Below are 13,414 nucleotides of genomic sequence, written 5' to 3' on the forward strand. Positions count from 1 at the left end.
ATTATGCCTTTTCTATGAATATGTATTATGTTTATAATATGCTTAAGATTAAGTTTCCGATATTATGATGTATTTTGTGTTACTTAATAAATGTTTACTATTATCCTTATACTTATTAAATAAATAGTATGAAGAAATCAATTTGGCGAAAATGGCATAAATGGTTAGGTCTAATATTAGGCTTTTTCCTTATTATGTTTTGTCTTTCGGGTATATTTCTTAACCATTCTTCGTTAATAAAAAATTATAGTATAAGTAGAGCATATCTTCCCATAGAATATCAATATAAAAAATGGAACAATGGACTACTACGCGGTACTAAAAAGTGGGGCAAAAATATTATAGTTTACGGATATAGTGGGTTGTGGCTTACTGATAGTTATGGTAAAAAATATTATGATTTTAATAAAGGATTACCAGTAAATACTGATTATAGGAGTATTCGTGGAATAGTAGAAACTCCTTCACATCAGCTTTTTATGGTTAGTCAGTACGACCTTTATACGTTAACAAAAGATACAGTATGGCAAAAGATTAATCTTCCAGGAGGAGGAAAGGAGCGTCTTAGTGATATAACAGTAAAAGGTGATAGCCTTATAATTGTGGGAAGGTCATGCATTTATTTATCAATAAAGCCTTATAATATTTATAGTAAGATAATGCTTGCTAAACCTACTAATTATGATGGTAAGGCTTCATTATTTGTTACCGTTAGGCGTTTACATACGGGTGGCTTGTTTGGATTTGTAGGTAAAATTATAGTAGATTTTATAGGTATAGTCTTGATATTTTTAACTATTTCAGGAATAGTTTATTGGTTTATAATAAGGCGACATAGTCATGGTAGTGGAATTTCAGGGAAGAAATGGCTGCGATGGCATAATTATATTGGACGTATATCTATAGTATTTACCCTTTTTGTAAGTATAACAGGTTGGTTTCTTCATCCGCCTGCAGTTATAGCGATAGCTTCAGGACGGGTTCCTATAATACCATATTCATCAATGGATACTAATAATCCTTGGAAAGGTAAGTTGCGTATATTACGATATGATAGATTATCAGGTGATTGGCTTTTGCATACCACAGAAGGCTTTTATACGATGACAAGTTTTAATGTAGCTCCAAAACCTCTTTCGTTTCAGCCACCTATTAGTGTTATGGGTATTAATGTTATGGAGCAAAAAAAAGATGGTACATGGTTAATAGGTTCTTTTAGTGGTATGTATGAATGGAATCGTAAGAAGCATACTCTTATTGATTATTTTACTCATCAGCCAGCAAAACCTGTAAAAGGAAAACCTTTTGGAACTCATGCAGTATCAGGTTATAGCAGTGATTTTGCATGTGGCGATGTAGTAGTCGATTATAAAAAAGGTTGTAACAACCTTGTGCAACCACAGTGGATGTCAGTCTTGCCAATGTCTTTGCGTAGCATTTGTTTAGAAGTGCATACTGGACGTATTTATACTTTTTTAGGTTTAGGCACTATTTTATATATATTTATTGTGGGGCTTGGTTGTATTTGGTGTCTATGGAGTGGTTGGAAAATACGAGAAAATATGAGTAAAAGATGTAAGAAAAAATCTATAAAATAATAATGTATATTTCTTATCATTAATGTTTAAGCTACTGTCTATAAAATAAATTTATGGACAGTAGCTGTGTTGTTTTTTAAGAGATGTATATTTTATAGATGATTATATAACAATTTGTTATATATTTTGATGCTCTTTCCGTAATAAATCGTTAACAGTTTTAACAGGATTAAAAGTGGAAGCAGGTACTTCTACAAAAATAGTATTCCAGTGGCTCATAGCCCCATTCCAAAGCCCGGGTAGCTCTAAAGCTTTTAGAGGGCGTCCATTTTTCGACTTATTACTTATAAATCCTGTTGTTTCATCGATGTATTTTTTTAAGTTGAATCTATTATTGTGAAAATCTTTTATCCCACATACTAAATCAACAGGATTGAAATGAGTGCCATTTTTAAAGAGCTCCATATCTTTTTTATTGTTTTTATTAATCTGTGAGCTTTCTAAAATCTGTAAACTAATATCATTAGTATCTGAAATGGTAATAAAAGGACCTCCTCCAGGCTCTCCGCTATTACGTACCATTCCACAAACTCGTATGGGTCGATTTAGCTTATCTTTAATATATGTTACTAAAGTGTCATTGTCAATATTAGAGATGTTTATATTTTTACAATATAATTTATTCTGTAGGAAAAGAAGCATTTCTTTAATGTCTGTCGAAGAATAATCCCCAGTTTCTATAGAATGTAAATATTTAAATATTTGTTTTTGTAATTTTACTAATAATCCAGCTATTGTTTTTTTCCAAATAACAGTGTCTTTTTTTATGTTATCAGGGGAAATGTTATCTATAGTTTTTATAAATAAGATGTCAGCATCAATATCATTAAGATTTTCTATTAAGGCTCCATGCCCACCTGGACGAAACAAGAGTGAGCCATCATCATTACGAAAAGGTGTATTATCAGTGTTTACCGCTATAGTGTCTGTGCTTGATTTTTGTTCAGAGAAACTAATATGAAAGGATATTCCAAACTTCTTTTCTAATGAAGCGGCTTTCTCTGCTACTGTTTTTTTAAATAGTGGAAGATGTTCATGTGATACAGTAAAGTGAAGTTCTGCTTTATTATTTGTAGAAGCATAGAGTGCGGCTTCTATTAAATGTTCTTCCATTGCAGTACGAGCACAGTCTTCATAATTATGAAATAATAATAGTGCTTTAGGCAACTGACCATAATTCATGCCTTTAGGTAGAAGTAAATTTCTCACTATAGTTTTGTAATTGCCTTGTTGTAATAAATTTTCTATAGTCAAAGAGTTGTTAGTCAGGCATGTTTTATTTAACTCATTATAAAATGCAAAGTTTTTTATGTGTTTGAAAAAATTCTTTTCGAAGTTAGAAGTAGGTGTATCATAAGTAGCATCAATGAAAGAAAATAAGTCTTTAAACATTCTACTAGCTGCGCCAGAAGCAGGAACGAATTTCACAATTTTAGCACCCTTTTTAAGATATTCTTCCCATAACGAGATAAGATGTTTTTGTTGTGTTTCATTTATTACGTTGATACCATGCCCAATGGTAGCTGCCCCTTTTAATTTTATATAAGGGAATCCTGATTTAAAACGATTTAGTTGCTTTTCTAAGGTAGCTTCGCTAATGCCTTTTTGGGCTAATAGCTTTTTGTCTTCTATTGTTAACATATTGAATTGTTTTGGTTTTTAATTAATAGCAAATATACTCATTTTATATTATATATAGTACATCTTAGGCACAAAAATAATTATGAAAGTTGAATTTACGCATGCCCCTTCCAGTTTAGTATATTTGGTATTGTGTAAATATTTTATTAAATTTGCATATTATAAGTTTGGCAGATTTTATCTTTATAATGTTTTAAATAGAGAAAGGATAATGTTATATCTGCTGTAAAGAAAGAAATATCAATGCTAAATTTTATATCTTTTGGGAGTGGTAGTAGTGGTAATTGTTATCTACTTTATTCAGAGACAGATTGTTTAATGATAGATTGTGGGGTAGGAATGCGTCTTTTGAAAAAGTATTTCCAAAATTATAATCTTCCAATAAAAATGATAAAGCATATTATTCTTACCCATGATCATGCAGATCATGTAAAAGCCGTAGGCTCTATTAGTAAAGATTTAAATATACCTGTTTATGCTACTGAGTTAGTTCACCAAGGAATTCGTAAAAATTTGGCTGTACATAGAAAGATAGATTCTAAACTTGTTGTAGAGATAGAAAAACAGGAAAGAATAGAAATAGGTGAGTTTTCTGTAACACCATTTAGTGTTCCTCATGATAGTACAGATTGTGTAGGATATTGTATTGAACATGAAGGTATAAGCTTTGTGTTAGTAACAGATTGTGGGCAAGTAACAGAAGAGATTTTGAAATATATAAGCAAGGCTAATTATTTAGTTTTAGAATCTAATCATGAACCGGAAAAGCTTATAGCAGGGTCTTATCCTGCTCACTTAAAAAAACGTATTTTAGGAGCTACTGGTCATTTAAGTAATGAAGATTGTGGTAAGGCTCTTGTTGAGGGAGCAACTTCAAAGCTTAAGCATGTATGGCTTTGTCATTTAAGTGATGAGAATAATCACCCAGAGTTAGCTCGTAAGACAATCGAGAATATCTTGCGCACCAATGGTATAATACCAAATGTAGATTTTGTTTTAGATATATTAAAACGCAAAACGCCAAGCGAAATTCAACCTCTCGTTTGATGCATTGGGCTTTTATTTAAATTAGTAAAAGTATTAAAATTCCTATTATAAAGACTATTTATAATTTCTCTTTACTTTGTTGAAAATATTAAAGTAAAATAAAAATAACAAATAGAGTATATAGAGAGCTGGTATTATGAGAATTTAGTTCTTTAATAAAGTTATTTTAAATCATAAAATATTTTCAACTTATCTAAGTTTTCTTTTGCAATTTGTCTCCCTATGTCATATGTTTGTTGCATTATCTTTGGATTATGACAAAGATGATTTATAGGTAGTTTAGTCTTAGGGCGAATAACAAATGTGTTTCCTTTTTTTTCTTCTTCTTCTAAGAAATCTAATTGTTTGTTATACATTATGTGTCGTTCTTGCATAGCACGAATTGTGCGAGGATATCGGCGTAACCATATTTTAAGTATCGGCATGAGCTTATTAGGGAGCTTTCTATAACCTTGTGGCTGTGTTGTAACTACAATATTACGGTCATATCCCTGTGTTTGAAAGAATGCTAAAGGTATGGAGTCGGCTATTCCTCCATCAAGAAATTTTTTTCCATTGATATTTACAACTTTAGCAAATAACGGCATAGAAGCCGATGCACGTATATACTCTAAGGCTGTGTCATTTATAGTATCTATGCGTTGGTAATGAGCTTTTCCAGTACCTACATTAGTACATACAACCCAAAATTCTTGTGTATTTTTATTAAAAGTTTCTATGTCAAATTTATCTAAAATGAAAGGAACATAATGATAGGCATAATCTCCCCCGAAGTAGTCGCCAGTAAATAGTAGGGAGCGATAAGAAGCATAACGCCAATTGTGTGCTAATTTCTTATTATAACGAATAACGCGACCAGGCTGCATAGAAGTAACATTACAACCAAAAGCGGCTCCTGCTGATACTCCTATAACCCCATCAGGTTTTATAGCATTCTCTAAAAGAACGTCTATAACACCTGCAGAAAATAATCCACGTAGTGCACCACCTTCTAAAACTAATCCTCTTTTCATATTTAGTTTGTTCTTTTATCTTAAAAAACTTGATATATTTTTCTTAATATCAATAGTCTTTATATTATGCAAAAATACATATAATTGTCTTATTATGGCTAAATTAAATAAAAAATATTGTGTTTTTACTATAAAAAAATAGTACCTTTGCAGCGTAAAAAAATAAAGTATGAGTAGGTGTAAATACTTGTTTTTGTTATACTTATATACAGCCTAAAGATGAAAAAAATAGTTTTTGTAACAACTTTTATATTAACGATTATTATAAATGTTTATGGGCAAACTCCTGTAGATTATGTGAACACTTTAATGGGGAGTGCTTCTAAGACTTCGCTTTCTACAGGTAATACTTATCCGGCTATAGCACGTCCATGGGGAATGAATTTTTGGACACCGCAAACAGGTAGAATGGGGAATGGCTGGATTTATACTTATGATGCTGATAAGATAAGAGGTTTTAAGCAAACTCACCAACCAAGCCCATGGATTAATGACTATGGTCAGTTTGCTGTAATGCCTGTTGTCGATATAAAACATTTTGACGAGGAGCATAGGGCAAGTTGGTTTTCTCATAAAGCGGAGGTAGCTACACCTTATTATTATAAGGTGTATCTTGCCGATTATGATGTAACGACAGAAATAGCACCTACATCGCGTGCTGCAGCTTTTCGTATAAGTTATCCTAAGAGTAATAAAGCTTATTTCGTAGTAGATGCTTTTGATAAAGGCTCGTATGTTAAAATATTACCTGAGCGGCGTATGATATTAGGGTATTCTACTAAGAATAGTGGAGGAGTGCCCACTAACTTTAAAAATTATTTTGTTTTACAGTTTGATCGTCCGTTTGAATATATATCAGTGCAACATGATAGTATGTTAGTGGAAGGAAAGCTTGAGTTAGCAGCAGATCATGCTATGGCTATTGTAGGTTTTAAGTTAGATAGTAGAGACAAAGTAAATGTAAAAGTAGCATCCTCGTTTATAAGCTATTCTCAAGCTATACAAAATCTTAATGAAATAAAATCGAAGAGTTTTGATGAAGTGAAAAAAGAAGGTAAGGTAGAATGGAATGATGTGTTAGGGCGTATATCTATAAAGGATAAGAATACAGATCATTTGCGCACATTTTACACTTGCTTGTATCGATCAACGTTATTTCCTCGTTCTTTATATGAGATAGATAAGAATGGCAACCCCATTCATTATAGTCCTTATAATGGGAAGGTGTTAACAGGGTATATGTTTACAGATACGGGTTTTTGGGATACTTTTCGTTCACTTTTCCCTTTGCTTAATCTTGTTTATCCATCTATGAGTGTTAAAATGCAGAAAGGCTTAGTTAATGCTTATAAAGAGAGTGGATTTTTGCCAGAGTGGGCTAGTCCGGGGCATCGTGATTGTATGGTAGGTAATAATTCTGCTTCTATAGTGGCTGACGCCTATCTAAAAGGTCTGCGCGGTTATGATATAGAAACTCTTTGGAAGGCTGTTGTGCATGGAGCTAATGCTGAGCATCCTACTATAACATCATCGGGAAGGAAGGGCTTTGCGTATTATAATAAATTTGGTTATGTACCTTATGATGTAGGAATTAAAGAAAGCGTTGCTCGTACTTTGGAGTATTCTTATGATGATTGGTGTATTTACCAGTTGGGGTTAGCTCTTGGTAAGTCTGGAAAGGAGTTGGCTGCTTTTAAGAAGCATTCAATGAATTATCAGAATGTATTTGACAGAGGAACTAACTTAATGCGTGGAAGAAATGAAGATGGAACCTTTCAGAAACCTTTTAACCCTTTTAAGTGGGGTGATGCTTTTACAGAAGGTAATAGCTGGCATTATACATGGAGTGTTTTTCATGATCCTGCTGGTTTAGCTAAATTAATGGGGGGAGAGAGGAATATGGCTCAAATGTTAGACAGTGTGTTCATATTGCCTCCTATTTTTGATGATAGCTATTATGGTTTTACAATACATGAGATTCGTGAAATGCAAATTATGAATATGGGTAATTATGCTCATGGTAATCAGCCTATTCAGCATATGATATATTTATACGACTATGTAGGTCAGCCTTGGAAAACGCAATATTGGGTAAAAGAAGTGATGGATCGTCTTTATTTACCTACTCCTGCTGGTTATTGTGGAGACGAAGATAATGGTCAGACTTCGGCATGGTATGTGTTTTCTGCGCTTGGTTTTTATCCTGTTTGTCCGGGTAGTAATGAGTATGCTTTAGGTATACCTTATTTTGATAAGATAAGAATAAAGTTAGAAAATGGTAAAATAATATCTATTAAAGCTAATAACCTTAATAGTAGTAATAGATATATTAAAAGATTATCTGTAAATGGGGTGCCTTATACTAAGAATTACCTTAACCATAAATGTTTGGTGAAAGGAGCTACGCTTATTTTTGATATGACTCAACAGCCTAATAAGAAGCGTGGTATCTTAACATCAGATGCGCCTTATAGTTTCTCAAGAATGAAATAAGAGATAGCCATAGTTCTTTATATTAGTATAAAGATTATTATAATATTATTTTTTTTATTTTAATAACAAATGTAATTATAACACTTAGATGAAAAAGTTATTTTCTCTTGTAATTGCTTTAATGGCAATGACAGCAAGTTCGCAAGCTCAAAATGTTCAGTTACACTATGATCTTGGTCATAGTTTATGTGGTGATTTATCTTCTAGACAGAGCGTAACAACTACTGTAGAAATGTTTAAGCCCGATAATTTAGGGTCTACATTTTTATTTACCGATATTTATTATAAGGAAGATGGCGTAACAGGATCTTATTGGGAGATAGCTCGTGAGTTTGATATTACAAAGAATAAGCAGTGGGCTGCTCATATAGAGTATAATGGTGGAGTAGCTACCTTAAAAGAAGAAAAGGCTTATTCTGGTATTCGTTTTCAACATTCTGTTTTGTTAGGTGGTGCTTGGAACTGGCATTCAAAAGATTTTTCAAAAGTTTTTAGTGCACAGCTTATGTATAAATATAATTTTACTAACCACCATACAAGAGAACGTCCTTTTAGTGGATTTCAGTTAACTGAGGTTTGGAGTACTACCTTTGCACATGGATTATGTACTTTTGATGGCTTTTGTGATCTTTGGTATGATCCTAAAGTAAATGGTAAATTAGTATTAGTTAGTCAGCCACAGTTTTGGTTTAATTTAAATAGAATAAAAGGTTGGAGTAATATTAATTTGTCTGTAGGTACTGAATGGGAAATAAGTAATAACTTTATTCAAAATAATAAGTTTTATGCTATTCCTACTATTGCTACAAAATGGACTTTTTAAGGTATAAAATATAATTATTATGAGACCTCTGCAAAACTCTTAGTTTAGAAATTTGTTTATATCATTATTTTTTGTCATATAACCCAAATTTTTCCTATAAACAATGGTTTTGCAGAGGTTTCATATAGTTAATACTACTGCAAATATACTGACAACACTAATAAAATAAAAATAAAAAAAAGAAAACTTTGTATTAAACAATAATGTTTGTATATTTGCAAACGATATATTATCTACAACACATAAAAATGTTAGGTTATAAAAAAAGATGTAAGAAGTATGAAAGAAAGTAATTATAATATAGTCTTTAAAACGAATAGCGAGCAGTCTGTTCTTTTTAATTCTTTAACTAAGAAATACATCTTAATATCTACAAAATATTTAAATAATTATCTCAGCCTTATAAAAGAACCAAACAAATATTGTAATATAACAGAGTTACAGCCCTTATTAAACAAGTGCAAGGATTGTGGTCTTATTATAGAAGATAAAATGGATGAGCTTAGATTAATTCAAGATTTTTTCTATGCCCAAGTAAACGCTCCTTCTTATTCCTTGTTAATAATGACTACTTATGCATGCAACTTCCGATGTTGGTATTGTATCCAACGCCATCAAGATGTTACTCTTAACAGTATAGTAGAAAAAAGAATTAAAAAACATATTGAAAAATATCTATCTGAAAACAAAATTAAGAATTTTGAACTTTCTTGGTTTGGTGGGGAGCCTTTGTTAAATTTTGAATCAATAGATTCAATATCTATGTTTGCTAAGTCTTTTTGCAAACAGCATGGGATTTCCTTTTCTTGTGGTATTACCACAAATGGTTCTCTTCTTTCAGAATACATAATTGACAGAATGGTAGATTTGGGCTTTAAAGACTATCAAATAACTTTGGATGGAGATAAGCGAAACCACAACAAGACAAAATACAACGACAAGATTGATAACTCTTTTGATTTGATATTAGAAAATATAAAGATGTTAGTGGAAAAACACCCAAAAGCTGAGGTTACCTTGCGTATTAATTATACTCACAAAAATTTTACAGAGGAGTTACCAGATCATATAGATAAAGTACTCCATTCTGTAAGGAATAAAGTGGCAATTCTCTTCCGTCAGGTTTGGCAGGAAAGAGATGACGATACATTAATAAGTAAAGTCACTCCTATAATGCTTAGGTTAAAAGAAATGGGCTATGGGGGAATTGATGATTTTGGTAATTTTTCAATGTTATCTTGTTATGTAGAAAAAAAGCACTATTTATCTGTATTTCCTGATGGATCGATAGATAATTGTAATAATAAACCTTTGCAGAAAGCAAGAGGAAATCTTAATGATAAAGGAGAAATAATATGGAAAGAGGATCCAAAAGAACGTGTAAATAATATTTTTACGATAAAATCTGATTGCATATTATGCAAGTACCTTCCTATTTGCATGGGACCTTGCCCTGCCTCCCGTGAAGGAAGTATAACAAATATAAAATGCCAATTTAAGAATCCTGAGGAGTATTTTAAGAATGAAATAAAACAATATGTAATTTCAACATCAAAATAAATGCGTAGAACCATAGTTATAGTCGTCATAATGCTATTTTATACTATTACTAATATTTTTGGACAAATAGCTAATAATAATACAGGAAATAGTGATAGTATTGTTGACACAATATCCCTTGATGAAGTTTTAATACTTCAAAAGTTAGTTAAACATTCCATACAAAAGGATGTCTATACGGTTTCATCACGAATACGGGAACGTTCGTATGACGTATTAGATGTACTAAAGAATTTACCTGGTGTAAACATAGACAATTTTAGTCAACAAATCACTGTAAAGATGGATAATAGAGTAATCGTATTAGTGGATGGAATGGAACGTCCCAAAGAATATATACGGTCGCTAACATCCGATCAGATAGCAAAAATCGAGATATTGAATGTTCTTCCACAAAAATATAGTATAGCTGGGATGAGGTATGGTATAAATATTATCACTAAGAATATTATGGGATATAATGTGAATCTACAAAATCTCATGATGTTTTCGCCTGGTAATAATGGGAGTAATGATGTAGCAAACATACAACCTCACGCAAACTATATATTCGTTGGAAAAAAAATAAAGTTTAATATGGGATATGGCTATGCAGATATTCATTGGAATTATCCAATTTATTACGAAAGAAGTATCATTGGAGATGTTGATAAAATCTCTCAAAACGCATCACCACAATTTCCTAATGAATATAGTAGCCAAAGGACAAATAATGTGAATATCGGATTTGACTATTCTTTAAACAAGAATAATCTAATTTATTCACGTTCAAGTTTCTTGCATGTTGATGAAGGACTGTTTGACAAAGTTTTATTTTACAACGCTCCTTTGACAAACTCATCGTTGTTAGAGTGTGAATACTATGGCAATGCAAATAAGTATAACGATTTCAAACAAACATTAGGATATAATAGTAGGTTTAATGAAAATTTCAACTTTTCTGTAGATTTGAATTACAATTGTAGACGTGCTATAAAAGATGTCTATAAAGATCAAAAATATAGTGCATTGAACGAATATATAAATAATAAAGAATTTTTGCAAGGAAATGCTAATGTTGATTATCTACTCAATAACTGGATAACTCTCAATGGTGGATATACCTTTATGTGGAATAAGTATTCGTCTTCTCTATCAAATGGAGTCCTCTCATGCAATATCTTTAGGCGTCATGATATTTTTTCATATATTGATGTAAACCTAAAAGAGATTCTATCGATTCACACAGGTTTAAAATTTGAATGCTTTGCTAATCAAAGTCTATCCCAAAATATTCATTATACTGAATTCCTACCCACTGTTCAAGTTTCGTATATTCCGAAGGAAAATATTCAGATAGTAGGAATTTTCGATATGAGGATGACTTATCCAATACAAAACCAATTATCGGAGATAAAATATCAGATCGGAGATAAAATCTGGTCAAGAGGTGTGTCCACATTAAAACCAATAAAGGTTTCCACATATTCTTTACAATTAACTCTCTGGGATAATTTTATGTTTGGTGTAGGATATGAATATAACAAAAATTTCATATCTGATGTGTATATACAAGAATCAACAGGGGTAAGTAGAACTATGGTGAATGAAAACTTGCACAAATGGTCATTTATGGCTATGTACGACTGGCAAATATCAAACAGCCTGTCTTTTGAAAATAGTGTCAATGTAGAACTGTCCAATCTTCATTCTGACTTTGGGTCTCAAAAATATACCAATGTTATCTTAGATAGTCAATTAAATTGGTTTGTCAAAAAGATAAATTTTACGGCATCACTTGGGTACTCTAAAGGGTTAGTTCGCAATCCATTGTCGCAGGGATATAACGAAATTGGGCAGGATTTATGGGAAGTTTCCTTGCAGAAGAGTTTCTTTAAAAAGCGCCTAAACGTATCCTTGAATTACTATCCACCCATCAGATTTCTTATACATGATGTGCAGCGGACTATTATTGATACTCCTTTTTACAAGGAAATGCAAAGCTTAAATTTACACACATACGATAACTTGCTTATGTTGCGAGTTATTTTTAATCTTCACCGGGGTGCAAAAGGTAAAATTAGAAATATTGGAGAGAAGTTTATTAATGAAGATAAAAGAAAAAGAGGCTTATTATAGTCCTCAATTATTTATATTATTAATTTAAAAATAAAAGTTATGTTTAAACCAGAATTTCTTACAGAAACTGAACAGCTTAAAGTAATGGGAGGAACTCATACAGATTTCCATGAAGAAAGTGAGCTTACAATATGGATTGGTTGTGGAAAGTATAAATGGAAAAACTGTCGTAAGTATTGTACTACATCTATGGAGTAAATGTGCTAAGAGGGAATACCAAAGATATTCCCTCTCTTACAAACAAACCTTTAGCTAGTCTTATTTCAATATTTATGGCGTGTTTATGACTATATTTCATGTTTGACACAATACAATTTTATACAATGTTGAATTTGCTGACGAATGAAATGTCATCATTATTATCGATGTGAGCCTCTGCAAAACCTTCATTTATAGAAAAAATTGGGCTTATATGACAAAAAATTCCATTTGGTTGTGTTTAGAAGTATATTGCAATGTATATAGTCCTCCCTTAAAAACTATATTTCAGCATAAAGTTTTACAGGACAGCAATATTTTCGATAGTATGCCCATGATTTCTTTGGCTTTAACTTTATATATTTTCCATTTTGATAAAATATTTCTTTATATCTATAGGCTAAAAGTAAAAAAAGGCTGACTTCACAGCCAGCCTATTTCCAATACAAAAACATTATGAAATAATTTATTATTTCGCGAACAAGATTTTCTTTACTAAATCATTAAAAATGAAGGCTAAATATATTATTTTATGTGGTATGTTGGCAAGCGTGACATTTGCGTTTACAGAATCGTTCGCATTGTACGCGTATATCATAGCCTAACACAGCACCTAAAATAAAGTCTTCCTCTGGAGTAAGTTTGTTAAGAGGTTTCGTTACTATAAGCCGAATAGCATCTAAACATTCTTGTTTACCAAAGAATAAGTTTATATTATTATTGCCAACGCTTTGTATGATATATGGTATATTATGCTTTTCTAAGCGTGTAACAGCAAACATCTCATACTTTTTATTAAAAGTATAAAGTACCATTTGTCTAACTCCTTTCTGATACTCATAGATATGGTTCATCAGCACTTTTATGTCTGCTGCTACAACGTTTTTCATAAGCAGTCTTGTTTGTCTATACTATATTTATAG

The 13,414-nt window shown here is 31.6% G+C and carries 10 protein-coding genes; 7 read left to right on the top strand and 3 right to left on the bottom strand.

Annotation, left to right across the window (positions count from 1 at the left end; all coding sequences use genetic code 11):
* Positions 1-128 precede the first annotated feature (128 nt).
* On the top strand, positions 129-1,598 hold the full coding sequence (locus HMPREF9018_RS09400; RefSeq protein ID WP_008450932.1) for a PepSY-associated TM helix domain-containing protein: 1,470 nt from the start codon (positions 129-131) through the stop codon (positions 1,596-1,598).
* A gap of 117 nt (positions 1,599-1,715) precedes the next feature.
* Here HMPREF9018_RS09400 and HMPREF9018_RS09405 read toward each other — a convergent pair whose 3' ends face one another.
* The gene (locus HMPREF9018_RS09405) at positions 1,716-3,239 is read right to left on the bottom strand and encodes a DUF4301 family protein (protein WP_008450957.1); all 1,524 of its coding nucleotides are present in this window, start codon (positions 3,237-3,239) and stop codon (positions 1,716-1,718) included.
* A 243-nt stretch (positions 3,240-3,482) separates the two neighbouring features.
* Here HMPREF9018_RS09405 and HMPREF9018_RS09410 point away from each other — a divergent pair, with 243 nt between their 5' ends.
* The gene (locus tag HMPREF9018_RS09410; RefSeq protein WP_008450929.1) at positions 3,483-4,286 is read left to right on the top strand and encodes an MBL fold metallo-hydrolase; all 804 of its coding nucleotides are present in this window, start codon (positions 3,483-3,485) and stop codon (positions 4,284-4,286) included.
* Between the two features lie 161 nt (positions 4,287-4,447).
* Here the strand turns inward: HMPREF9018_RS09410 and HMPREF9018_RS09415 are convergent, their stop codons facing one another.
* Positions 4,448-5,299, bottom strand: coding sequence for a patatin-like phospholipase family protein (locus tag HMPREF9018_RS09415; RefSeq protein WP_008450945.1), 852 nt, complete (start codon positions 5,297-5,299; stop codon positions 4,448-4,450).
* Between the two features lie 219 nt (positions 5,300-5,518).
* On the opposite strand from HMPREF9018_RS09415, the gene HMPREF9018_RS09420 reads away from it, so the two are divergent.
* The 5 genes from HMPREF9018_RS09420 (at position 5,519) to HMPREF9018_RS11050 (ending at position 12,491) form a co-directional block, all read left to right on the top strand.
* Complete coding sequence (locus tag HMPREF9018_RS09420) at positions 5,519-7,792, top strand: GH92 family glycosyl hydrolase (RefSeq protein WP_008450954.1); 2,274 nt, start codon at positions 5,519-5,521, stop codon at positions 7,790-7,792.
* 88 nt (positions 7,793-7,880) lie between these two features.
* Positions 7,881-8,615, top strand: a complete 735-nt coding sequence (locus HMPREF9018_RS09425) for a nucleoside-specific channel-forming Tsx family protein (protein ID WP_008450936.1) — start codon at positions 7,881-7,883, stop codon at positions 8,613-8,615.
* Between the two features lie 279 nt (positions 8,616-8,894).
* The gene (locus tag HMPREF9018_RS09430) at positions 8,895-10,175 is read left to right on the top strand and encodes a radical SAM/SPASM domain-containing protein (RefSeq protein ID WP_008450961.1); all 1,281 of its coding nucleotides are present in this window, start codon (positions 8,895-8,897) and stop codon (positions 10,173-10,175) included.
* Positions 10,176-12,293 (top strand): TonB-dependent receptor plug domain-containing protein, encoded by a 2,118-nt coding sequence (locus HMPREF9018_RS09435; protein WP_008450926.1) that lies wholly within the window; start codon positions 10,176-10,178, stop codon positions 12,291-12,293.
* A gap of 39 nt (positions 12,294-12,332) precedes the next feature.
* On the top strand, positions 12,333-12,491 hold the full coding sequence (locus tag HMPREF9018_RS11050) for a hypothetical protein (protein ID WP_157794598.1): 159 nt from the start codon (positions 12,333-12,335) through the stop codon (positions 12,489-12,491).
* A 530-nt stretch (positions 12,492-13,021) separates the two neighbouring features.
* Here the strand turns inward: HMPREF9018_RS11050 and HMPREF9018_RS09445 are convergent.
* Positions 13,022-13,381 carry a DUF2023 family protein gene (locus HMPREF9018_RS09445; RefSeq protein WP_008450934.1) on the bottom strand — a complete coding sequence of 120 codons (360 nt, stop codon included), beginning with the start codon at positions 13,379-13,381 and terminating at the stop codon, positions 13,022-13,024.
* Positions 13,382-13,414: the final 33 nt, after the last annotated feature.

This window comes from Prevotella amnii CRIS 21A-A, assembly GCF_000177355.1.
Lineage (GTDB): Bacteria > Bacteroidota > Bacteroidia > Bacteroidales > Bacteroidaceae > Prevotella > Prevotella amnii.